Annotated in this window: 21 protein-coding genes; 9 read left to right on the plus strand and 12 right to left on the minus strand. The window is 68.8% G+C overall.

Annotated elements, in window-relative coordinates; translation table 11 throughout:
• Positions 1-44 precede the first annotated feature (44 nt).
• Genes HNP48_RS07790 through HNP48_RS07800 form a run of 3 tightly spaced genes read left to right on the plus strand, consistent with a single transcriptional unit; the run spans position 45 to position 2,902 of the window.
• Positions 45-914 (plus strand): fumarylacetoacetate hydrolase family protein, encoded by an 870-nt coding sequence (locus HNP48_RS07790; RefSeq protein ID WP_184856310.1) that lies wholly within the window; start codon positions 45-47, stop codon positions 912-914.
• A 33-nt stretch (positions 915-947) separates the two neighbouring features.
• The gene (locus HNP48_RS07795; protein WP_184856311.1) at positions 948-1,922 is read left to right on the plus strand and encodes a tripartite tricarboxylate transporter substrate binding protein; all 975 of its coding nucleotides are present in this window, start codon (positions 948-950) and stop codon (positions 1,920-1,922) included.
• A 32-nt stretch (positions 1,923-1,954) separates the two neighbouring features.
• Positions 1,955-2,902 carry a VOC family protein gene (locus HNP48_RS07800; protein ID WP_311773814.1) on the plus strand — a complete coding sequence of 316 codons (948 nt, stop codon included), beginning with the start codon at positions 1,955-1,957 and terminating at the stop codon, positions 2,900-2,902.
• Positions 2,903-2,910: 8 nt separating this feature from the next.
• Here the strand turns inward: HNP48_RS07800 and HNP48_RS07805 are convergent, their stop codons facing one another.
• From HNP48_RS07805 to HNP48_RS07825, 5 genes are all read right to left on the minus strand, one after another.
• On the minus strand, positions 2,911-3,996 hold the full coding sequence (locus HNP48_RS07805; RefSeq protein WP_409362538.1) for a mechanosensitive ion channel family protein: 1,086 nt from the start codon (positions 3,994-3,996) through the stop codon (positions 2,911-2,913).
• A gap of 167 nt (positions 3,997-4,163) precedes the next feature.
• Entirely contained in the window at positions 4,164-5,162 is a 999-nt protein-coding gene (locus HNP48_RS07810; RefSeq protein WP_184856314.1) for a tripartite tricarboxylate transporter substrate binding protein, read from the minus strand.
• 42 nt (positions 5,163-5,204) lie between these two features.
• Positions 5,205-5,798 carry a VOC family protein gene (locus HNP48_RS07815; RefSeq protein WP_184856315.1) on the minus strand — a complete coding sequence of 198 codons (594 nt, stop codon included), beginning with the start codon at positions 5,796-5,798 and terminating at the stop codon, positions 5,205-5,207.
• Between the two features lie 25 nt (positions 5,799-5,823).
• A complete protein-coding gene (locus tag HNP48_RS07820; protein ID WP_184856316.1) occupies positions 5,824-6,687 on the minus strand; it encodes a fumarylacetoacetate hydrolase family protein in 864 nt (287 codons plus the stop codon).
• On the minus strand, positions 6,684-7,328 hold the full coding sequence (locus HNP48_RS07825) for an FMN-dependent NADH-azoreductase (protein WP_184856317.1): 645 nt from the start codon (positions 7,326-7,328) through the stop codon (positions 6,684-6,686). Before HNP48_RS07825 ends, HNP48_RS07820 begins: the two co-directional genes overlap by 4 nt.
• Before the next feature lie 134 nt (positions 7,329-7,462).
• Between HNP48_RS07825 and HNP48_RS07830 the strand changes: the two genes are divergently transcribed.
• Positions 7,463-8,365, plus strand: coding sequence for a LysR family transcriptional regulator (locus HNP48_RS07830; RefSeq protein ID WP_184856318.1), 903 nt, complete (start codon positions 7,463-7,465; stop codon positions 8,363-8,365).
• Positions 8,366-8,382: 17 nt separating this feature from the next.
• Here HNP48_RS07830 and HNP48_RS07835 read toward each other — a convergent pair whose 3' ends face one another.
• The 6 genes from HNP48_RS07835 to HNP48_RS07860 all read right to left on the minus strand — a co-directional run bounded on the left by HNP48_RS07835 (position 8,383) and on the right by HNP48_RS07860 (position 16,343).
• Positions 8,383-10,524 carry a hybrid sensor histidine kinase/response regulator gene (locus tag HNP48_RS07835; protein WP_221480115.1) on the minus strand — a complete coding sequence of 714 codons (2,142 nt, stop codon included), beginning with the start codon at positions 10,522-10,524 and terminating at the stop codon, positions 8,383-8,385.
• A 339-nt stretch (positions 10,525-10,863) separates the two neighbouring features.
• A complete protein-coding gene (locus HNP48_RS07840; RefSeq protein ID WP_184856319.1) occupies positions 10,864-11,349 on the minus strand; it encodes a CZB domain-containing protein in 486 nt (161 codons plus the stop codon).
• Positions 11,350-11,534: 185 nt separating this feature from the next.
• On the minus strand, positions 11,535-12,167 hold the full coding sequence (locus HNP48_RS07845; RefSeq protein WP_184856320.1) for a response regulator transcription factor: 633 nt from the start codon (positions 12,165-12,167) through the stop codon (positions 11,535-11,537).
• A 53-nt stretch (positions 12,168-12,220) separates the two neighbouring features.
• Positions 12,221-14,758, minus strand: coding sequence for a DNA ligase D (ligD, locus tag HNP48_RS07850; protein ID WP_184856321.1), 2,538 nt, complete (start codon positions 14,756-14,758; stop codon positions 12,221-12,223).
• A gap of 4 nt (positions 14,759-14,762) precedes the next feature.
• Positions 14,763-15,761, minus strand: a complete 999-nt coding sequence (locus tag HNP48_RS07855; RefSeq protein ID WP_184856322.1) for a Ku protein — start codon at positions 15,759-15,761, stop codon at positions 14,763-14,765.
• Positions 15,762-15,980: 219 nt separating this feature from the next.
• Positions 15,981-16,343, minus strand: coding sequence for a hypothetical protein (locus HNP48_RS07860; RefSeq protein ID WP_184856323.1), 363 nt, complete (start codon positions 16,341-16,343; stop codon positions 15,981-15,983).
• 260 nt (positions 16,344-16,603) lie between these two features.
• Here HNP48_RS07860 and kaiC point away from each other — a divergent pair, with 260 nt between their 5' ends.
• From kaiC to HNP48_RS07880, 4 genes are read left to right on the plus strand one after another with little or no spacing between them, the layout of a single operon-like run.
• Complete coding sequence (gene kaiC / locus HNP48_RS07865) at positions 16,604-18,364, plus strand: circadian clock protein KaiC (protein WP_184856324.1); 1,761 nt, start codon at positions 16,604-16,606, stop codon at positions 18,362-18,364.
• 5 nt (positions 18,365-18,369) lie between these two features.
• On the plus strand, positions 18,370-18,696 hold the full coding sequence (locus HNP48_RS07870) for a circadian clock KaiB family protein (protein ID WP_184856325.1): 327 nt from the start codon (positions 18,370-18,372) through the stop codon (positions 18,694-18,696).
• A gap of 6 nt (positions 18,697-18,702) precedes the next feature.
• Complete coding sequence (locus tag HNP48_RS07875) at positions 18,703-19,044, plus strand: circadian clock KaiB family protein (protein ID WP_184856326.1); 342 nt, start codon at positions 18,703-18,705, stop codon at positions 19,042-19,044.
• Complete coding sequence (locus HNP48_RS07880; protein WP_184856327.1) at positions 19,041-21,353, plus strand: ATP-binding protein; 2,313 nt, start codon at positions 19,041-19,043, stop codon at positions 21,351-21,353. Before HNP48_RS07875 ends, HNP48_RS07880 begins: the two co-directional genes overlap by 4 nt.
• Before the next feature lie 19 nt (positions 21,354-21,372).
• On the opposite strand, the gene HNP48_RS07885 is transcribed toward HNP48_RS07880, so the two are convergent.
• Positions 21,373-21,621 (minus strand): hypothetical protein, encoded by a 249-nt coding sequence (locus tag HNP48_RS07885; RefSeq protein ID WP_184856328.1) that lies wholly within the window; start codon positions 21,619-21,621, stop codon positions 21,373-21,375.
• A gap of 204 nt (positions 21,622-21,825) precedes the next feature.
• Here HNP48_RS07885 and HNP48_RS07890 point away from each other — a divergent pair, with 204 nt between their 5' ends.
• Complete coding sequence (locus HNP48_RS07890; RefSeq protein WP_221480116.1) at positions 21,826-23,166, plus strand: patatin-like phospholipase family protein; 1,341 nt, start codon at positions 21,826-21,828, stop codon at positions 23,164-23,166.
• Positions 23,167-23,208: the final 42 nt, after the last annotated feature.

Raw genomic sequence — 23,208 nt, forward strand, 5'->3', positions numbered from 1 at the left:
AAAATATATATATTTCTTCCATTCACGCAACCCGGACCCTCCCCATGAAGCTCTGCACATTCACCCTCCAAGGTTCCCGCCGCCTCGGCCTGCTCGATGGCGAGCAGGTGCGCCCCCTGCCCGCCGACGTGGCGCGCGACGTCGGCGACTTCGTTCGCCAGCTGGCCGCTGGCGCCAGCCGCGAAGAACTGATCGCCGGCGCGGGCGCGCCCGTGCCGCTGGCCCAGGTGCAGTTTCTGCCGCCCGTGGTCGCGCCCGACAAGATCATCTGCGTGGGCCTGAACTACCACGACCACACCAAGGAGAGCGCCTATGCCCAGCCCGACTACCCCACGCTGTTCCTGCGCCTGACCACCAGCCTGTGCGCCCACGATGCCCCCATCGTGCGCCCCGCCTGCAGCGACAGCCTGGACTACGAGGGCGAGCTGGCCGTGGTGATCGGCACCGGCGGCCGGCATATCCCCCTCGACAAGGCGCTGGACCATGTGTTCGGCTACTCGGTGTTCAACGACGGCTCGGTGCGCGAATACCAGTTCAAGACCCCGCAGTGGACCGTGGGCAAGACCTTCGACGCCACGGGCGGCTTCGGCCCCGCCGTGGTCACGGCCGACGAGCTGCCGCCCGGCGCCCGCGGCCTGAAGCTGGAAACCCGCCTGAACGGCCAGACCGTGCAGTCGGCCAACACCGACGACATGGTGTTCGACGTGGCCACCCTGGTGCATGTGATCAGCGAGGCCATCACCCTGAGCCCGGGCGATGTGATCGTGGCGGGAACGCCGGCCGGCATCGGCTGGGCACGCTCGCCGCGCCTGCTGATGCGCGACGGCGATGTCTGCGAGGTGTCCATCGAGCGCATCGGCACACTGCGCAACCCCATCGCCGACGAGGTGCTGGCAGGCGCCGTGGCCGCGTAAACAAGCACACAAGAACGACAGGAGACAACCGCCATGAACCGCCTGCTTGCCCCCTTGGCCATTGCCGCCGCGCTGCTGGCTGCCCCACCCGTGCAGGCCCAGCTGGCCGGGCGCACCGTCAGCATCATCGTGCCGCAGCCCGCCGGCAATCCCACCGACGGCGTGGCGCGCAAGCTCCAGCCGCTCTTGCAGAAGGAGCTGGAGCAGACCGTGATCGTGGAGAACACGCCCGGCGCGGGCGGCTCCATCGGCGTGCAGAAGGTGCTCAGCGGCCAGGCCAACACCGTGCCGGTGCTGATCGCCTCGCAGACCGAGCCCATCCTCACGCCCTTCACCATCAAGGGCGCGCGCTACAAGCCCGAGGACTTCCGCGCCATCGCGCTGGTGGCGCGCCTGCCCTACATCCTGGTGGCGCGACCGGGGCTGGCGGCCAGCAGCCCCAGCGAACTCGCGGCGCTGGCCAAAAAGTCGGCCACACCGCTGAGCTTTGGCAACATTGGCCCCGGCTCCATGATCCACCTGCTGGGCGAGCAGTGGGCGCGCAAGACCCATGCCAAGCTCAACCAGATCTCCTACCGCGGCGTACCGCCCGTGACGCAGGACCTCATGGGCGACCAGATCGACCTGAGCTTTCTGCCGCTGGGCGGGGCCACGCTGTCCATGATCCAGTCCGGCAAGGTCAAGGCCATTGCCAGCTCGGCCGCCACGGCCCACCCGCAGCTGCCGCGCCTGCCGACCATCGCGGGCTCGGACAAGGCACTGTCGGACTTCGTCTATGGCACCTGGATCGCCCTGCTCGTGCCCACCAAGACACCAGCCGACGTGGTCGAGCGCCTGAACAAGGCGCTCACGGCCTCGATGAAGGACAGCGACTTCCAGGCCTACGTGACGACCAGCGGCATGGAACTGGCCACGGGCAATACGCTGCGCGAACTCGACAGGTTCTATGCTGTGGAAACCCAGCTGTACCAGGGGCTGGCCAAGGACATCGGCGTGACCGCTGAATGAGCACCACGACGCACCACGACAGGAGACAGACCGTGACGAACCCACCGTCTCAGAACCGCCCCGCCATCCACTCGGTCGACGAGTTCGTGTTCAGCGTGCCCGACCTGGCCGTGGCGCGCCACTTCTACACCAGCTTCGGCCTGGACGTGCGCGACGAAGGCGGCGCGCTGGCGCTCCACACCCATGGCCACCCGCACCGCTGGGCGCGCGTGCTGCAGGGCGACGGCGGCCCCAAGCGGCTCGAATGGCTCAGCCTGGGCATCCACGCAGCCGACCTGCCGCGCTTTGACGACCTGCTGCACGCGCGCGGCATCGCCCGCCTGGCACCACCCCAAGGGGCCGATCCGTCGGGCCTGTGGCTGCAGGGCCCCGATGCGCTGCCCATCCAGCTGCGCGTGGCGCCCAAGGTGTCGCCCGATGCCCCAGGCCCGCGCGATGCGCCGCCCGCGCCCGCCAACGTCGGCCGCGCGCCCAGCCGCAGCACGGCCCAGGCCACGCGGCCGCTGTACCTCTCGCACATCCTGCTGTTCACGGCCGACGTGGCGCGGGCGCTGGACTTCTACACCGGCGTGCTGGGGCTGCAGGTGTCGGACCAGTCGGCCGGCATCATCGCCTTTTTGCACACGCCGCACGGCAGCGACCACCACCTGATCGCTTTTGCCAAGTCCAACGCGGGCGGCCTGCACCACAGCAGCTGGTGCGTGCCCTCGCTCGACGCCGTGGGCATGGGCGCGCAGCAGATGGCCGCCGCCGGCTACCCCGATGGCTGGGGCCTGGGCCGGCATGTGCTGGGCTCGAACTACTTCCGCTACGTGCGCGACCCCTGGGGCAGCTTTGCCGAGTATTCGTTCGACATCGACTACGTGGCACCCCACGCGCAGTGGCCCGCGGCCGACCATCCCCCCGAGGATTCGCTCTATGTCTGGGGCCCCCATGTGCCCGAGGACTTTATCGTCAATCACGAGCTGGCTCGGGGTTGATCACCTGCCTACATCCCTTGCGGCGGCACCTGCAGGCTGGCGACGGCTTGGCCTGCAGGCTGCTGCGGGGCACGCACCTGGGGCAGGCAATCGGGGTACTCGCGCTGGATGAAGGTCACCAGCGCCTCGCGCACGCGGCAGCGCAGGTCGAAGGCCAGGCCCGAGGAGCGGGCCGAGACCAGCACGCGGATCTGGATGGTGCGCTCGGTCACGTCGGTCAGTTGCAGCACGCTCACGCGCTTGTCCCATTCAGGCGCCGTTTCCAGCACGCGCTGGAACTCGGCGCGCAGCGGCTCCAGCGGCAAGGCGTAGTCGGCATACAGGAACACCGTGCCCAGGATCTCGGAGCTGGTGCGCGTCCAGTTCTGGAAGGGGTGCTCGATGAACCACTGCAGCGGGATGATGAGGCGGCGCTCGTCCCAGATCTTGAGCACCACATAGGTGCCCGTGATCTCCTCGACCCGCCCCCACTCGCCCTCGATGATGAGCACGTCGTCGATGCGAAAGGGCTGGGCCAGCGCGATCTGCAGGCCGGCGATCATGTTGCTGAACACCGGCCGCGCGGCGATGCCGGCGACGATGCCCACCACGCCGGCCGAGGCCAGCAGGCTCGCACCCACCTGGCGTGCGCCCGGAAAGGTCATGAGCACCATGGCCAGGCCGGCCATCACCACCGCCGTCATGGCGGTGCGCGAGAGCACGCGCGCCTGCGTGGCGATGCGCCGGGCCGTGAGGTTGTCCTCCACATCGGCCGGGTGCTTGGCGATCACGCCATCGGCCAGGCCGCCGATGGCCGCCACCAGCAGCCAGCAGGTGCCCGCGATGACGGCCAGGCCATTGAAGTGCCGCACCGTGCCGATGTGGCGCAGGTCATCGCTCGTGGCTTGCCACACCAGCTGCAGCGCGATCAGCGGCAACAGCAGGCGCACCACGGGCACACAGGCCTCGAACACCGTGCGCAGCACCAGCACAGGGCCCGTGGCACGGCGCAGCACCACGGCAGCGATGCGGTGCACGATGGCCGCCGCAATGACCGCCGCCACTGCGACGATGCCGGTGTGCGTCCAGGAGGTGGGGTCGAACCAGTCCATCATGTGCCCGCCCCCAGGGGCTGGATGGCAGGGAAGAAGGTGGGGGTCGGTCTGCTGCTGTCCGGCAAAAAGGTGGCTCCGCAAGGGTCATGGAAACACCCATTGTGGGAAATTGCTGCACAGCAACATGTCAGCGAATGCCGACAATGCGGGGGCGGCCCACCGCCGGATCAATCGAGCCGGATGTTGTTGCTCTTGATCAGCTGCACCGTGGCCCGGGCCTCGCGGTCCACCACGGCGGCGATCTGCGCCTGGGGCGTGGCCATCGGCTCGGTGCTGGTGTCATACAGCATCTGGGCCAGCGCGGGCTCGGCCGTCACGGCGCGGAACAGGCCATGCAGGCGCGCCACCAGTGCATCGGGCAGGCCGGATGGCCCCCACACGCCCACCCAGGTGCTGAATTCCAGGCCCGGCAGCGTCTCCGCCAGCGTGGGCACCTCGGGCGCGATCTTGCTGCGCACCGGCCCGGTGTAGGCCAGCACGCGCACCTTGCCGGCACGCATATGGGCAATGGCCGAGCTGGGCGGCTCGAAGCCGATGTCCACCACGCCCGCCAGCAGGTCGGTGATGAAGCTGCCCTTGTAGGGCACATGCTGCAGCTCGATGCCCGCGACGTTCTGCATCTGCTCGGTGAACATGTGCGAAGTGCTGCCCGGGCCGTGAGAGGCATAGTTCACCATGCGCGGCCTGGCCTTGGCCATGGCGATCAACTCCTTGACCGAGCCGGCCGCAAACCCCGGCCGCGCCAGCAGGAACGAACCGCCGCCGTAGAGCTGGGCAATCGGCACCAGGTCCTTCTGCGGGTTGTAGGGCAGCTTGGGAAACAGAAAGGGCGTGGTGGTAAAGGTGGCGCCCACGGTCATCAGCAAGGTCTGCCCGTTGGCGGGCGCCTTGGCCACCACGTCGGTGCCCAGCATGCCGCCCGCGCCGGGGCGGTTCTCCACGACCACCGGGGCGCCGATGCGCTTGCCCAGGTGCTCGGCATACAGGCGCGCCATGGGGTCGATGCCCACGCCGGGTGGCGTGGGGGTGACCAGGCGGATGGGTCCGTCGGGCCATTGGGCCTGGGCCCGGGCGTGCAGCACACCGGCCAGGGCGGCAGCGCCCAGGGCGCCCAAGGCGGCCCTGCGGCCGCTGGAAGATGCGCGTCGCTCGATTGCAGCATTCATGTCTTGTCTCCGTATTGTGGTTGTTTGTTGGCAACGGGCACTTCAGGCCACGTGCATGTCCCAGGGCGTCTTGCCCGGCGGCAGCGGTGGCCGCGCGGTGAGCGCCGCCAGCGGCTCGCCCGCCTCGTAGCGCGCGATCAGCGCCTCCGGGTCGAACAAAATGCCCATGAAGTTCTCTTCGTAGGCGCCCGAGGCGAAGAAGGCATCGAGGTCGGCGCTGGCAGTGAACACGTCGTACTGCAGCTCCACCCGGTTGCCGTCGGGGTCCTTGTAGTACAGGGACACGGTGGGGCCGTGGTTGATGGTCCAGTACGGCAGGATGCCTGCGGCCTTGAGACGGCGGAACGTGGCCAACAAAGCATCCAGCGTGGGATAGGTGAAGGCCAGGTGCTCCAGGCCGACGGCTCCGTCATCGGCGGCCGCCAGCTCGGGCCGCCCGATCAGGCCGATGCGGTGGTGCTCGTCGTCGTAGGTCAGAAAGCACAGCATCTCGTTGTCAAACGCAGGCCAGCCTTGCAGCACCGAGAGGTACCAGGCGCGCGAGCGCGGCAGGTCGGCCACGCGCAGCACCACATGGGCCAGCTTGGCGGGGCGGATGGGATGCGCGGCGGCATCGGGCAAGGTGCGGGGTTCCATGGGGTTTGTCTCCTGTGCTTTTGTCTTATCCCTCGGCGATGACGCGGTTCTCGATGGCGCCTATGCCTTCGATCTCCACGCGCACCACGTCGCCCACCTGCAGGTAGCGCGGCGGGTCCATCAGGCCACCCACCCCGGCCGGGCTGCCGGTGGTGAGCACGTCACCGGGCTCCAGGGTGAAGGCGGTGGTCAGCTCCACGATCATGTCTTCCACGCGGTAGGTCATCTCGCGGGTGTTGCCGTCCTGGCGCAGCTCGCCATTGACCCAGGTGCGCAGGCGCAGGGCATGCGGGTCGGGCAGCTCGTCGCGCGTCACGACCCAGGGGCCGAAGGGGCCATGCGTGTCGAACGATTTGCCCAGGGTGTGCGTGGGCGAGCGCATCTGCCAGTCGCGCACGCTCAGGTCGTTGGCCACGACGAAGCCGGCCACCATGTCCATGGCGTCCTCGCGGCGCACATGGCGACAGCGCCGGCCGATCACGACACCGAGCTCGCCTTCGTAGTCGAACTCGTGCGAGATGCGCGGCAGGTGCACCGGGTCGTAGGGGCCGTTCACGCAGCTCACCTGCTTGTTGAACCAGGCCTGGCCGGGCGTGCGCACCAGGTTGATCTTGCGCGCCTCGGCCAGGTGCGAGGGGTAGTTGCCGCCCAGGCCCAGGAACTTGCGCGGCGCGGGGATGGGCGCCAGCAACTGCACGGCGGCCAGGTCCAGGCGCGGTGCGCTGGCCGCGGTGCTGCGGGCCCAGTCCAGCCCCGGCTGGCCCAGGGCCAGCAAGGCCATCAGGTCGCGCGGGGCGCCGGCGATGGCGCCCAGGTCGGCCAGCGCGTTGCCGTCTTCAACCACGCCATAGCTGGCGCGGCCCTCGGTGGTGAAACTGGCGAGCTTCATGGTGCCACCGCCTCTTGCACAGCGAAGAGTTGGGCGATGGCAGCGCGCGCCGATGCCAGTGCGGCATCGCGCACCTCGGGGCCGCGGTTCACGCCTTCGGCACGCACCACGTCGATGTGCGTGATGCCCATGAACTGCAGCGCCGCCACCAGGTAGCGCTCCTGGAAATCCTTGTCCTGCATCTGTGGCGGGGTGCTGTAGATGTTGCCGCGCGCAGAGGCGATGACCACGCGCTTGCCGCCCGCCAGGCCGCGCGGTCCCTGCGGCGTGTACTCGAAGGTGCGGCCGGCCTGGGCCAGGGCATCGATCCAGGCCTTGAGCTGGGTGGGCACGCCGAAGTTGTACATGGGCGCGCCAATCACGATGGCGTCGGCTGCCAGGAATTCCTCGAGCAGGGTGTTGATAGAGGCCAGGTCGGCCCGGCCCTGGGCGCTGGCCGGCTCGCTGCGCAGGCGCAGCGCTGCCACGGTCTCGGGCGTGGGCTGGGGCGGCACGGTCACGGCCAGGTCGCGGTAGGTCACGCGCACGGCGGGGTCGGCCGCGCGCCAGGCGTCCACCGTTTCGCGGCTGAGCAGGCGCGAGACGGAGGCCGGGCCGGTGAGGCTCGAATCCAGGTGGAGGATGTGGAAGGCAGAGGTCATGGGGGTGGTGGCACAAGCGGTGGAGGCCCGATGATGGGCGCGCACTTCGTTCCATTCAACGGGGTCTGGTGCAACGCATCGTTCTTCTGATGGAACGAAAATGGCACGCATGATGGACGCGGGAGGTGCACCCCATGGAAGACCTGAATGACCTGATGTTCTTTGCCAAGGTCGTGGAGCACGGCGGCTTCAGCGAGGCCGGCCGGCGCCTGGGCGTGCCCAAGTCGCGCCTGAGCCGGCGCATGGCCGTGCTCGAAGAACGCATGGGCGTGCGGCTGCTGCAGCGCTCGCCGCGGCGCATCACACTGACCGGCGCGGGCCAGAGCGTCTATGAGCGCTGCCGCACGCTGGTGGAACTGGCCGAGTCCACCCACGAGCTGGCGCGCCAGGCCTCGGCCACGCCACAGGGCGAGGTGCGCATCAGCTGCCCGATCACGCTGGCGCAGGTCTGGCTTACGCCCATCCTGCCGGGCTTCATGGCGGCCTGCCCGTTGGTGCGCCTGCACGTGACGGCTACCAACCGCCGCGTGGACCCGATCGAGGAACGCATGGACGTGGTGATCCGCGTGCGCCGCCCGCCCCTGCCCGATTCGGACCAGGTGGTGCGCAAGCTGGGCGAATCGACCGACGTGCTGGTGGCCAGCGCACGCCTGTTCGAGACCATGGCGCCCCCAGAGCAGCCCGAGGACATTGCCCGCCTGCCCACCCTCTCCTGGCCCGGCCGGGGTGAGCGCGTGGGCTGGAGCCTGGCCTGCGCCGAGCGCACGCTGGAGCTGCAGCATGTACCCCGCCTGGTCACGGACGACATGTTCGCGCTGCGCGAGGCCGCGCGCGCGGGCATGGGCATTGCGCTGCTGCCCCGGCGCATCTGCCAGGCCGACATCCGCGCGGGCCGGCTCCTCCAGGTGCTGCCGCACTGGACCTCACCGCGCGCCGACGTGCTGGCCGTGTTCACCAGCCGGCGCGGCATGGTGCCGGCGGTGCGCGCCCTGCTCGACTACCTGGACCGCAACCGCGAGGACGATGCCGACGCCTGACGGCAGGCGCCTGGCGGCTACTGCGTGATGCGCGCAATCGCCACGTGCAGCATCTGCGGCGTGCAGGGCTTGGGCAGCACGTCGAAGCCCATCTGGTGGATGTGGTCCAGTTGCTCGGCGTAGCCCGTCATGAGCAGCAGCTTCTGCGCGGGCCAGGTCTGGCGGATGTGGCGCGCCAGGCCCACGCCGTCGATCTCGCCGGGCATCACCACGTCCGACAGCACGAGGTCGGGCCGCTCGCCCTCTTCAAGCAGCGCGCGCGCCTTGGCCGCGCGGTCCACACGCGTCACGCGGCAGCCCAGGGATTCGAGGATGGGCACCAGCGAGGCGGCCACCTCGTCGTTGTCCTCCACCACCAGCAGGCGCTTGTTCAGGGGCGCCAGCGGCGGCGCGGGGTTGGCATCCTCGCGCACCGCCTGCGGCCGGGCGCTCGGGAAGTACAGGCGGATGCGGGTGCCCGTGCCCAGCGTGCTCGCGATCTCCGCGCGCCCGCCCACGCGCTGGCACATGCCATACACCTGGCTCAGCCCCAGGCCCGTGCCTTCGCCCACGGCCTTGGTGGTGAAGAAGGGCTCGAACACCTTGCCCAGCAGCTCCGGCGGGATGCCGCTGCCCGTGTCGGCCACCTCGATGAGCACCATGGCGGGCATGCCCTGCCCGGCCTCGCTTTCGCTGGCATTGCGCGCACGGATCACCAGGCTGCCGCCCTGGGGCATGGCATCGCGCGCGTTGATGGACAGGTTCAAGAGCGCCAGCTCCAGCTCCGCCAGGTCCAGCACCACGGGGGCAGTGGCTGGGTCCACCTGCACCTCCAGCGGGATCTGGCTGCCCAGCACCGGCGCGATCAGGTCCTTGGTCGGGGGCAGCTTGTCCTGCAGCACCACATGCTCGGCCACCAGGGGCTGGCGGCGCGAGAAGGCCAGCAGCTGGCGCGTGAGGTTGGTGGCCGACTTGACCGCCCGTGCCATGGAGTCGATCTGCTTGCTGCCTGCCTCGGGCAGGGTGCGCCTGAGCAGGTGCAGGTTGTTGCTGATGACCATCAGCGCGTTGTTGAAGTCGTGCGCCACGCCCCCCGTGAGCCGGCCCAGGGCTTCGAGCTTCTGCGCCTGCAGCAGGGCCTCCTCGGCGCGGCGGCGCGTGGCGATCTCTTTTTCCAGGCGCTCGGTGGTCGACAGGGCCGTGCGCGCATTGCGCAGGGCCATGCGCGCCGCGATGAACAGTGCGGCCACGGGCAGCGCCCCCAGGGCAAACAGCGCCCCGAGCTGGCGCAGCACCTGGTTGCGCAGCGAGGTCAGGTTCATGCCCGTGCCCACATACAGCGGGTAGCTGCCCACCTTGCGGTAGGCGATGATGCGGTCCTGCCGGTCCACCGAGGAGATGCCGCGCATCTGCGCCGAGGCTTCGCCCTGGTGCAGCCGCCGCATCACCGGGCTGTCGGGCGCCAGTTGCTCGGGCGCCTTGTCGACCAGGGGCCAGCGGGTGTAGATGGCCCCGTCCTCGCGGAACAGGTTCACGGCCAGGCCCGGTTCGTCAGCCACCAGGTCGCTGTAGAAGTCCTGGAAATACGCGCTCAGCAGGCTGACGTTGATGACCCCGCCGAACTGGCTATTGTGGTCTTCGTAGCCGATGCTGATGTCGACGATCTTCTCCTTGGTGGTGCGCGTGACCAGCGGCCCCGAGATGTAGCGCTGGCCCGGCGGCCGCAGGCGGTGGAACTGGAAATAGTCGCGGTCCGACACGTCGAACACCGGCAGTTGCGCAAAGCGGCTGCTGGCAATGGGCTTGCCTTCCGAATCGAAAATCCAGACGGACTGGATCTGCGGCTGGTCCTTGACGCGGGCCAGCAAGGTGGCATGCAGTTCCTCGGCGTGGATGCGCAGCTCCTGCGGGCTCCTGCCGCTGACCATGGCCACGACCCGGTCCTGCAGCGCCTCGGATGCCGCCATGACCTTGGAGGCATGCTCGTGCGCCACGCGCAGCGAACGGCTCACGCGCAGCTCGGCCTCCTCGCGCGCATCCGCATAGCCCACGGCCCCGAACACCAGGTAGATGAACAGCGGCACGGCCACACTCAGCAGTACCAGCAGGCGCAGCCATTTCACCGAGGCCTGTGCTTGGGACTGGTTGTCTTCACGAGCCACTGCGGTATCCCATGTCATGGCGCCCGGCTGGGGGGCGCCCTTGGTTGTCATTCACGTTCGGTGCGAACCGGCCGGTCGGCAGGCGCCCCAAAGTATCAACCAAAAATGCACTTGCGGCTTGGCACTGCGTCCCCGGGATACCCCCTGTCCGCAGGCACGGTGGGCCACCAGGTTCTCCATGTAGGACAACCGGCCGAAAGCCGGCCGATCGCGCTGTGCGCCGGGCAGGACTGGGTACATTGCAGGGGCCGTGCATGCCTTGCGTTCAGAGCCGCAAGGCATGCAGGGTGCAAGCTCCGCCAGGCGCAAGCCTGGGGGAGTTTTGTCTTTTCGGGGGCAATGGCGGGGCCGGAATGCTCAGCGCACGGCGCTGTTCTTGAGTTCCTTGAGCAGCAGCACCACCTGGTTTGATGCGTGCCGGCAGCTGCCGTTCAGCACCTTGTGCGACTGCGCCAGATCGCCGTCCTGGAACAGGCTCACCACGAGGGCGGCCTGCTGGTGAAAATACTTGTGGCGCGCCACCAGCATCCCGAACGCCGTGTGGTGCCCGAGGCGGGCATGGCCAGCGCCATGCAGCCAGCGGCCCAAGCGGCACCGGTGGTCCAGGCAGACCAGCTCCGGGCGCATCACTTCCTGGCTGCGGCCCATGGCCATGTCCTCCAGGCGGGCGCGCCAACGCTCGTGCAGGGCCAGGCCGGCGTCGATCTCCATCTCCATGGCCAGGTGGTCGGCATACTCGGCATCGAGTACGAGTTCGCTGGCGTTGTCCTCCTGGTCCCACGGTGCCTCGGGGCCGGACCTGGCCTGCTCGCGGGTGCGCAGCAGCCGACTGAAAAATCCCATTCCATTCCTCTTGCTTTCTACCGCTGACCATCCAGCTGCGGGCGGGATCGTTGCCAATCCCTGCGCCATGCACGCCAGATGTCCTCGTCACCGGCCGCGCTGCGTGGAGCGGATACTGAAGCAAGCCGTCCTGGAAATCCATAATTCAATTGCACTAGCCGCCCGCCGACGGCAGGGCCTGCCGCTCACTGGATGAGGTTGTTCTTGAGCGCGTAGTAGGTCAGGTCGCTGTTGGAGTCGAGGTGCAGCTTTTCCATCAGGCGCGTGCGGTAGGTGCTCACCGTCTTCACGCTGAGCGACAGGTCCTCGGCGATCTCGCCCACGTTGGCACCCTGGGCCAGCTTGAGGAACACCTGGAATTCGCGTTCCGACAGGTGCTCGTGCGGCGGCCGTTCTCCGGGGCGGTTGAGCTGCTGGGCCAGCAGCTCGGCCACGGTGGGTGTGAGGTAGCGCTTGCCCAGCGCGATGACGCGGATCGCCTCCACGATCTCGGAGGGCTTGCACTCCTTGTTGAGGTAGCCGCTCGCGCCCTGGCGGATCAGGTTGATGGCGTAGTGCTCCTCGGGGTAGCCGCTCAGGATGAGGATGCCCATGTCCGGCGCCTTGGCGCGCAGCATGGACATGGCGTCCAGGCCGCTCTGCCCGGGCATGGCCAGGTCCATCACGAGCACGTCGATGTCGTGCTCGCGGATCAGGTCGATGGCCTCGCGCCCGTTGCCGGCTTCTCCTTCCACCCGCAGGTCCACATGGTCGGCCAGGAACTGGCGCAGGCCTGCACGAACGATTTTGTGGTCATCCACGATGCCGATCTTGATCATTTTTGGTTCTTTTCTAGGGTTGATGGGAAAGCTGAAAAAGGGGTGGGTTCGGTTCAGTCCTTGGCGCTATAGCCCAGCAGGCGCATGGCGCCCGACAGCGAGACAGCGGCCGCCGCGTAGCCCTGCCAGGGCGCATTGCCCTGGCGCAGGCGCTCGTCCACGGTGCGCACCGTCCAGTGCGCACCGCTGGTGAGCGTGCCCAGTTCCTTCCAGGCCACGGGCACCGAAATGCCCATGCCCGGGCGCGAGCGCGCGGACCAGGCGCTCACGGTGGTGGCCCCGCGCCCGTTGCGCAGGTAGTCCACGAAAATCTTGCCCACCCGGTTGCGCGGGCCGCTCCTGGCCACGAAGCGCGCGGGGATGGTTTCGGCCAGGTGCTGCACCACGGCCTGCGAGAAGCCCTTGACCACGGCCCAGCCCTGCAGGCGCTTGAGGGGCACCACCACGTGCAGGCCCTTGCCGCCGCTGGTCTTGAGAAAGGCCGGCAGGTGCAGCTCTGCCAGCATCACCTGCAGCAGCTGCGCGGCCTCCAGCACGGCCTCCCAGGGCACGCCCTCGCCCGGGTCGAGGTCGAAGCTCATGCGGTCGGGCCGCTCGATGCGGTCCTTGCGCGCATTCCAGGTGTGGAACTCCAGCACATTCATCTGCGCGGCCGACAGCAGGCCTTCGGGCCGCACCACTTCGAGCAGCGGCGCATGGCCCTCGTCGAGCGCCGGGTCGAGCGGGCGCACGCCCGCCAGGCTGGCCTGGTCCAGGTGCTTCTGGAAGAACAGCCCACCGCCCACGCCCTCGGGCGCGCGCACCAGCGAGACCGGCCGGCCCTGGAGGTGCTCCATCATCAGCGGGGCCACGGTGGCGTAGTAGCGCACCAGGTCGAGCTTGGTGGTGCCGCTCGCGGCATCGATCACCCGCTCGGGGTGGGAGATCTGCAGTGCCCCGGGCCATGCCGCGGAAGCCGCTTTGGCGGCCTTGCGGGGGGCCTGTCTCTTCTCGATCGCGGCCATGGCTTGGGGTTTTTCCTGCGCGATGGCCCGCACTGGCTTGTCGGTGCGCAGGCCGTGGAAGACGGAGTGGCGGATGCGCCCTTCCTTGGTCCATTCGGCAAACGACACCTCGGCCAAGAGGCGCGGCTTGACCCAGTGGGCCTTCTTGTCAACGGCCGTGCCCTCGGGGAACGGGCTCCGGGGGGTCTGCAATGCGTGGAGCCGGGTGTGCAGTTCCTTCAGGGTGCGCTCGCTGAAACCTGTGCCCACGCTGCCGGCATAGCGCAGCGCGCCATCGTCGCCATGCACGGCCAGCAGCAGCGCGCCGATGCCCGTGCGTGCGCCCTGCGGGTCGGTGTAGCCGGCGACCACGAATTCCTGCCGCTGGCCGCACTTGAGCTTGATCCAGTCGGGACTGCGCCGGGACACATAAGGGGCCGACTTGCGCTTGCCGATCACCCCCTCGAAGCCCAGGTGGCAGGCCGAGGACACCAGGTCCGAGGGCCTGGCCTCGAAGCCCTCGCTGAAGCGCACGCGATCGCTCGTGCCCTGCTCCACCACGGCCCGCAAGCGCTCGCGCCGCTGCAGCACGGGCAGGCCGCGCAGGTCATGCCCGTCGGCATAGGGAAGATCGAAAACGTAGTACACCAGGTCCCTGGCCACCTTGGCGTCGAAGGCGTTCTGCAGCGCCTGGAAGTCGGGCGTGCCATGGGCATCCACGGCCACCACTTCGCCGTCGAGCCAGCCCGAGGACAGTGGCAGCCCGCCAATGGCCTTGACCAGTTCGGGCATGCGGTGCGTCCAGTCGTTGCCGTTGCGCGTGAACAGGCGCACCGCGCCCTGGTGCACCCGGGCCAGCAGGCGGTAGCCGTCGAACTTGAGCTCCCAGAGCCACTCCGTGGTGTCGGCGGGCGCCTGGTCCACCAGGGTGGCAAGCTGGGGCGCCAGGATATCGGGCAGCGGCACCTTGGCCTGCCTGGCTGGTTGGGGCTGCAGCGCAGCGGCGCGGGCGATGCCTGCAGGCCTGGGCGCGTTCAAAGGTGGAAGCGCGCTCACGCTGTCGGGCATTTCCTCGACCACGCTGAACTCGGCCGCTGGCCGCTCGAAGCGGTCATGTTCCTTGATCAGCAGCCAGGGCGGCTGCTTTTCGCTGCCCTTGCCGTGCATGCGCACCAGCGTCCAGCGGCCCTGCAGCTTGTGGCCGTGCAACTCGAACTTGAGTTGGCCCCGGCGGTAGCCCTCGGCGGCATCGCCCACGGGCACCCAGTACCCACGGTCCCAGACGATGACCTTGCCCGCGCCGTACTGTTTGGGCGGTATCTGGCCCTCGAACGTGTTGTAGGCCATGGGGTGGTCTTCCACCTGCACGGCCATGCGCTTGTCGGCCGGGTCCAGGCTCGGGCCCTTGGGCACGGCCCAGCTTTTCATGCGGCCATCGATTTCCAGGCGCAAGTCGTAGTGCAGGCGGCTGGCCCAGTGTTTCTGTATCACGTACTGCAGCGCCCCGGCCACCGGCTCCCCGCCCTCGGCCGGCTCGGGCGTCAGGGCGAAGTTGCGCTTTCGCTGGTAGGGAGCGAGGGCGTCGGCCAGGTGCGGGTCTTTTGCCATGGTGTCAGGCGGCGCGGCGGGCGGGGGCCTTGCGGGCAGTGGTCTTCTTCGCGGCGGCTTTCTTCGCAGGAGCGGCCTTCCTGGCAGCCGCCTTCTTCGCCGTGCGCAGGGGGGTGACCGATGCGGCCTTGCCCTTCCCCTTGCCGGACGCTGCGGCGGCCGCCTTGCCGCCCAGGCTGCGCTTGAGCAGTGCGGTCAGGTCCAGCACATCGGCCCCGGCCGGGGCAGACTCCTTGCTGCGGTCCACCTTGACCACCGTGGCGGTCTCGCCCGAGGCCACCTTGGCCTGCACGAGTTGGTGGATCTCCTGCGCGAAGGAATTGCGAAAGGCGTCCGCGTCCCAGGGCTGGGTCATGTCATCGATGAGCTGCAGCGCCATGGTGAGCTCGGCCGGCTTGATGCCGGCAGCCTTGGCGTCCAGCGGCGGCAGGTTCAGCTGCTCGAACGAGCGGATCTCACCGCCCCAGCGCAGCAGGTTCAGCACCAGCGCGCGCCCGCAGGGGATCAGCACCGCCAGGTGCTGCTTGGTCTGGATGACCACCTTGGCCACGCCCACCTTGCTGCTCTGGCGCAGGGCCTCGCGCAGCAGCGCGTACACCTTCTCGCCGCGCTGCAGCGGGGCCGTGTAGTAGGGCCGCTCCAGGTAGACGAAAGGGATCTCGTCGGCATCGAGAAAGGCTTCGATTTCGATGGTCTGCGTGATCTTGGGGTAGGCGGCGGCGATCTCTTCGGGCGTGAGCACCACGTAGTGCCCGTCCTCGTACTCGATGCCCTTGACGATGTGCTCGCGGGCGATCTCCTTGCCCGTGACCTTGTTCACGCGCTTGTAGCCCACGGGCTCCATGGAGCGCTTGTCCAGCCAGTCGAAGTCGATGCCCGAATCGGCCGTGGCCGAGTACAGGCCCACAGGGATGTGCACCAGACCAAAGCTGATCGCCCCCTTCCACATCGTGCGCGTGGAGGTGGGTGCCTTGCCCGTGTCCTTGTGTGACTGGCGGCCCATCGCAATACCTCAGCAGGCGCGCACCCTGCCATGCGCGCAAAGGCGAAGGCCATGGTGGTGCCGGGGGGTCTGGTGCTTGTGGTCGCGCATGGTGCAGGTTCTTTCCTGAAAGTGTCAGGAAAGTAACATCCACGCGGGAGCGCTCTTGTAGGACAGCAACCGCTGTGCCCCCCGGCCAACTTCCCGCAACACCTGCGAGAGCGGCCCGTGGTGCGGGTTTCAGGCGATCGGCAGCCGGATGTTCAGGTGCGGGCCGGCCGTGAGGTCGAAGACATCGGCGCGGGCCAGGTCGGGGCTGTGGTGGAACTGCGCCTCCACGTACTCTGCCGTGAGTTGGCGGGCAATGGCCTCCAGCAGGGCATGGGCGCTGTCGAGCCCGCCGGCCGTGAAACCGTTGCCCTCCAGCGTGTAGCTGTAGCGCCCATGGCGGTGGCTGACCAGCGCCAGCGCGATCAGGTGCCCCTCGGTATCGCCCGCGTACACCCTGCCCCCGGGGAAGAAGAGGGTGTAGCACCGCACTTTCTGCAGCTGGTCCTGGCCGGGTGCGTGGTTGATGGCGATCTCCTTGCCGCTGCGCGGCATGACAAGGCACGGCCGGCAACGGAAGGTGCCGGTTGCGCAAATTCTGCGGCCTTGCCTGCCGGCGCGCAAGTGCTTCAGCCCTGTCGCGCAGCGCAATCCGGCCGTGTCCTACAGCAGCGGGGACACGGATTTCCTACGATGCTTACGTCCGGACACGGGTACCGGGGCCTTGCTCCAGAGGGCAAGGCCGTTGCCGCACCGTGCATGCAGTACCAGCCTCTTCCCCAACCCCATTTTTCAGAACGCCCACCTACCCACCGATGGCCCCCACCCGCACCAAGAAGAACGCCCCCACCGGAGCGCCCTCGGGCATCTCCAAATCGCCCACCGGCATCTCCGGACTCGATGAGATCACCGAGGGCGGCCTGCCCACCGGGCGCCCCACCCTGGTCTGCGGGGCCGCGGGCTGTGGCAAGACCATGCTGGCGGCGGAGTTCCTGGTCAAGGGGGCCACGCAGTTCGGCGAGCCCGGTGTCTTCATGATGTTCGAGGAGTCGGCCGATGAACTGGCCGCGAACATGCGCTCGCTGGGCTTCGACATCGACGCGCTGCAGCGCCAACGCAAGCTGGCGCTGGACTTCGTGCGCGTGGAGCGCAGCGAGATCGAGGAGACCGGCGAGTACGACCTCGAAGGCCTGTTCATCCGCCTGGGCTATGCCATCGACTCGATCGGCGCCAAGCGCGTGGTGCTCGATACTGTGGAAGCCCTGTTCGCCGGCGTGCCCAACCATGCCATCCTGCGCAGCGAACTGCGCCGCCTGTTCCGCTGGCTCAAGGACAAGGGCGTCACGGCCATCATCACCGCCGAGCGCGGCGAGAGCGCCTTCACGCGCTATGGCCTGGAGGAGTATGTGGCCGACTGCGTGATCCTGCTGGACCACCGCATCGTCGACCAGGTCTCCACGCGCCGCCTGCGCGTGGTCAAGTACCGCGGCTCGGCCCACGGCACCAACGAGTACCCCTTCCTCATCGGCAGGAGCGGCATCGTGGTGCTGCCCATCACCTCGCTGGCCCTGCGGCACCAGGCATCGAGCCAGCGCGTCTCCACCGGCACACCGGGGCTGGACGAGATGTTCGGCGGCACCGGTATTTTCCGCGGCAGCAGCCTGCTGGTCTCGGGCGCACCCGGCACCGGCAAGAGCAGCATTGCGGCCGGCTTCGCCAACGCCGCCTGCACGCGCGGCGAAAGAGCCATCCTGTTCGCCTACGAAGAATCCGAGCAGCAGCTGCTGCGCAACATGCAGTCCATCGGCATGGACCTCTCGCGCTGGGTGAAGAAGGGCCTGCTCAAAATCGAGTCGACCCGCCCCACGCTGATGGGCCTGGAGCAGCACCTGGTGCACACCTACGACCTGGTGCGCGGCTTCGCGCCCGGTGTGGTGGCCATCGACCCCATCAGCAGCCTGACCTCGCAGGGCGACGACACCGGCCTGTCGCTCACGCTGATGCGCCTGATCGACTTTCTCAAGACCGAGGGCATCACGGCCCTGTTCACCACCCTGACGGCCGACCTGCCCGGCGCGCCACTGGCCGCATCGCAGGTGGGTGTGTCGTCGCTGATGGACAGCTGGATCATGCTGGCCAATGTGGCGGGCAATGGGGAGCGCACGCGCACGGTGCAGGTGCTCAAGTCCCGCGGCATGCCGCATTCCAACCAGGTGCGCGAGTTCGTTTTCTCCAACCACGGCGTCGACCTGGTGGACGTCTACCTCTTCGGCGACCAGGTGCTGACCGGCACCGCGCGCATCGCCCACGAGGCGCAGGTGACCGCGGCCAACGACCTGCGCGGGCGCGACCACGAGCGCCGCCTGCGCGATCTGGCCAACCGCCGCAAGGCGCTGGACGCCCAGATCGCAGCACTCAATGCCGAAGCACTGGAGCGCGCCGGCGAGGTGGAGTTCGCCATCGAACGCGAGAAGATGGAGGCCCGGGGCGTGCAGGAGCGCGCCCGCAGCATCGCGGCCCGGCGCGGCAGCAACGGCAGCCGGCCTGCCAGCAAACCTGCAGCACGCAAAGGCTGATTTCCATGGCAACCCCAAGCCCCCTGCACGACCAGCCATCCGGCACCGCCATGAAGCCTGAATGGCAACTGCGGCTTTACGTGGCCGGTTCGACCCCGCGCTCCAGCGCCGCGCTGGAGAACCTCAAGCGCCTGTGCGAGACGCACCTGGCCGGGCGCTACAGCATCGAGGTGGTGGACCTGCTGGTGAACCCGCAGCTGGCGGCCGGCGACCAGATCCTGGCCGTGCCCACCCTGGTGCGCAAGTTCCCCGAGCCGATCCGCAAGATCATCGGCGACCTGTCGAACGAGGAGCGCGTGCTCGTGGGCCTCGACGTGAAGCCCCTGCGCTGACCTTTCATGGCCCGCACCGACGCCCTGAACACGCACCACGCCCCGCCCGCCGGTGCCTCGCACGAGCAGCATTTCCGGCTCTACGTGAGCACGACCTCGCCGATCTCGCTGCGCGCCATCGCCAATGCGCGCCGCATCCTGCAGGAGGCCTACCCCGGCGCGCACCGGCTCACGGTGCTCAACATCGCCGAGCATGTGGCGCTGGCACGCACCGACCAGATCATCGTCTCTCCCACGCTGCTGCGCCTGGCACCCTTGCCGCAGCGCCGCTTCATCGGCGACCTGTCGGACCTGAACCGGCTGCGCCGCGCCCTGGGCATGCAGCTGCCGCAGGAGGCCAGCCCATGACGGCCGACGACTACGACGCCGCACCCGGCCTGGGACACAGCGCCACCAGCCTGGCGGCCGAGAACGCCGAGCTGAGGCTGCGCGTGCAGGAGCTGGAAGAAACCCTGCACGCCATCCACACCGGCGACGTGGATGCGCTGGTCGTCAACGATGCCATCTACACGCTGGAAAGCGCGCACGCAGCCACCGAGAAGCTGCGCCAGGACGTGCTGGGCCAGATGGAGGATGCCGTCTTCGCCTTCGACCGCGATGGCCTGGTGATGTACATCAACGCCGCCGCCGAGCGGCTCTACGGCGTGCGCGCCTCCGACGTGCTGGGCCAGCCCCGGCAGTTCATCTTCACCGAGATGCCGGGCAGCGGCGCGCAGAGCGCGGTGCCGGCGGACCCGGGCGCCTTGTCCACCCTGGGCACGGTGCACCGCATGAACAGCGGGCGGCTGATCGACGTGGAGGCCGTGGTCTCCCCCCTGCTCGGCCCGCTGGGCCAGCCCCTGGGTTCGCTGGCCGTGGTGCGCGACGTCACCCAGCGCAGGCGCGCCGAGCACTGGCGCAACATGCTGGCCCGCCTGCCCGAACGGCTGCGCGAGGTGGGCGAGTTGCCCGCCATCGCGGCCGAAGGCGCGCGCCTGCTGGGCGAGACGCTGCGCGTGGACCGCGCCTGCTACGCGAGCATCGATGCCACGGGCGAGCTGTGCACCATCGAGCAGGACTGGAGCGCCCATGGCCTGGCCACGCTGGCAGGCACCTGGCGCCTGGGCGATCTGGCCTCTTTCTCCGACACCCTGTGGCGTGGCGAGCCCCTGGTGGTGAGCGACACCGGGGCCACGCCGGCGCACACCCCGCAGGGCACGCTTGACACCCAGGGGGTCGGTGCCCTGCTCAGCGTGCCGCTGATCGAGCAGGGCCAGCTCGTGGCCATGGCGCTGCTGCACCATGGCGGCGCGCGGGCTTGGGCGCCCGAGGAGATCGACCTCGTGCGCGAGTTTGCCGAGCGCATCCGCTCCGTCTCCGAGCGCGTGCGCAGTGCCAATGCACTGGCGCTCAGCGAGGCCCGGCTGCGCGACGTGAACGAGAACCTGGAGGCCGCCGTGGCCGCCCGCACGGGCGAGCTGATGGCGGTGGAGGAAGCGCTGCGCCAGTCGCAGAAGATGGAGGCCGTGGGCCAACTCACGGGCGGCATCGCGCACGACTTCAACAACCTGCTGGGCGCCGTGAGCGCCAGCCTGCAGGTGCTCAAGGTGCGCATGCAGCAAGGCAAGCTCGAACAGGCCGAGCGCTATATCGCCATGGGCCAGGACTCGGTGCGGCGCGCCGCGGCCCTCACCCAGCGCCTGCTGGCATTTGCCCGGCGCCAGACACTCGACCCCAAGGCCACCGACCTGAACCAGCTGGTGGCCGGGCTCGAAGAACTGGTGCGGCGCAGCGTGGGGCCGGACGTGCAGGTCGAGTGCACGCAGGCCCCGGGCCTGTGGACCACCCGGGTGGACCCCTCGCAGCTGGAGAACTCGCTGCTCAACCTGTGCATCAACGCGCGCGATGCCATGCTGCCCGGCGGGGGGCGCCTGTCCATCGCCACGGCCAACATCGCGGCCCGCGACAATGCGGTGCGCGGCCAGGGCCTGCCGGCCGCCGACTATGTGTGCCTGTCGGTCACCGACACCGGCTCGGGCATGCCGGCCGAGCTGATCGAACAGATCTTCGACCCCTTCTTCACCACCAAGCCCACCGGCCAGGGCACGGGCCTGGGCCTGTCCATGGTGTACGGTTTCGTGCGCCAGTCGGGCGGACACGTGCGCGTGCAGTCCGAGGTGGGCGCGGGCACCACCATGCGCCTGTACCTGCCGCGCCACGATGGCCAGGTGCAGGAGGATGCGGCCGAAGGCCCCGCCGACACCGTGCAGCCTGGCGAAGGCGAGACCATCCTGGTGGTGGAGGACGAGGGCACCATCCGCACCCTGACCGTGGAGGTGCTCAAGGACGCTGGCTACACCGTGGTCGAGGCCCACGACGGCCCGAGCGCCCTGCGCACGCTGGCCGCCATGCGCCGCGTGGACCTGCTGCTCACCGATGTGGGCCTGCCCGGCGGCCTCAACGGCCGCCAGGTGGCCGACGCAGCGCGGCAGGACCGGCCGGAACTCAAGGTGCTGTTCATCACCGGCTTCGCCCAGAACGCCGCCGTGGGCAACGGCCTGCTCGATGCAGGCATGGAAGTCATGACCAAGCCCTTCGAGCTCACCTCCCTGGCGCGCAAGGTGCGCGACATGATGGACGGCCAGACCGAACGCACGCGGCCTGCCGTGCCGCAATAGACCAGGGCCTGTTCAGTCCCTACTCAGAGGAGTCGGCAGACCCCACCGTTGCCAGCGCCGTGGCCGGCGCGGCCTGCGCCTGCACCCCTGGGGTCTGGGCGCGCCAGAAACCCGGCTCCATGCTGTTGGCCAGCACCAGGGCCAGCACCACCAGGGCACCCGCCACCTCCGCATACAGAAGACCGCGGCTCTCCCAGGGCGAGACGGGCTGCGGGAATTCGCCGGCAGGACGGCGGACGGAAGTGGCGGGCGGGGGTTGGGTGGTCACGGCATGCTCCTCAAGGTGGGTGCCTGAAGGTACCCGGTGGCAGGCTCCGAGCTTGTCGGACAGCACCTCCAAGCGGTGTCGTTCCCGCCAAAAAGCGAACGGTGGGCGGCGCTCCACCATTTGCACTATGGATCGGACCGCGGTCCTCCTGTACAAGCCTGGGCAGCAATCGCCCCTTTTTTGAAATCCCACAGGAGAAGACACATGGGACTGGCAGCAGACGATTTCTTCGCGGCGGCCGAGCATGTGGTCAAGCTGGTGCAGGCCGATGGGCTGGACCAGCGGCGCTACAGCGATGTGCTGGACAGCAGCGGGCACCAGTATGTCGACCTGGTGATGGAGGGCGGCGGCGTGCTGGGCATCGCCTTTGCGGGCTACATCCACGTCCTCGAGAAGGCGGGACTGCGCTTCGTGGGCCTGGGTGGCGCCTCGGCGGGCTCCATCACCGCCCTGGTGTTGGCAGCCATCGGCACGCCCGCCCAGGCCAAGGCCGAGCGGCTGGTGCAGATGCTGGCCGACATTCCCATGGTGGACTTCATGGATGGCAAGGAAGACGGCGACAAGGATGCGCAGGACTTCATCCGTGCCATGCTCAAACGGCCCGGGATCGGCAAGGGCTTCTGGACGGGCATGCAGGTGCTGGACAACCTCCAGGAAATACAGGGGCTGAACCGGGGTGACCGCTTCCACGCATGGCTGGTCTCCACCCTGGCCGAAGCCGGCATTCGCACGACCGCTGAGCTCAGGCAGCGCATGGCCACCACCCCCGAGGGCTGGCACCTGCGAGCCGGCAGCCCGCAGCGTGCATCCCAGCTGGAAAATCAGCCCGAGCTGGCACCGCTGAGCCCGTCCAGCGACTACCTGTGCATTGTGACGGCCGACATCGCCACCGAGACCAAGGTCGAGTTTCCGCGCATGGCCGACCTCTACTGGGACGCACCGGACGCGGTGAACCCGGCCGATTTCGTGCGCTGCTCGATGTCGATCCCCGTGTTCTTCAAGCCCTACAAGCTGCCGCTGCGGATCCGGAACCCGGCGCACCTCACCCTGTGGCGGGAAAAGGCGGGCATGAACGACCGCGACCTGGACCCGGGCCGCAAGCCGCCCTTCCCTCCGGCACAGGCCTGCTTCATCGATGGCGGCGTGCTGTCCAACTTTCCCATCGATGCATTCCACAACACCCGCAAGGTGCCGACACGCCCCACCTTCGGCGTGAAACTGCAGTGGGACGACCGCAGCCATGCGATCGACAAGCTGTCCAAGCTGGTCACGCAGACCTTCAACTCGGCGCGCCATTGCCTGGACTATGAGTTCCTGCGCAAGAACCCCGACTTCAAGCAACTGGTCACCTACATCGACACGGCCGACCACGACTGGTTGAATTTCGAGATGGGCCCGGCCGACAAGCACGACCTGTTCCGGCGCGGCGCCGAAGCGGCCTACAGCTTTCTCGCGAAGTTCGATTGGGACGCCTACAAGAACACCCGCGAGCACCTGGTAGGCGCCTACAAGCAGGCCTGGCCGGGCGAGACGCCGGGCCGGTAGGCGCGCGCCCACCAGGCCACCGGCGCCTGGACGGCCGCTCTG

Source organism: Acidovorax soli, assembly GCF_014207955.1.
GTDB lineage: Bacteria > Pseudomonadota > Gammaproteobacteria > Burkholderiales > Burkholderiaceae_C > Acidovorax > Acidovorax soli_A.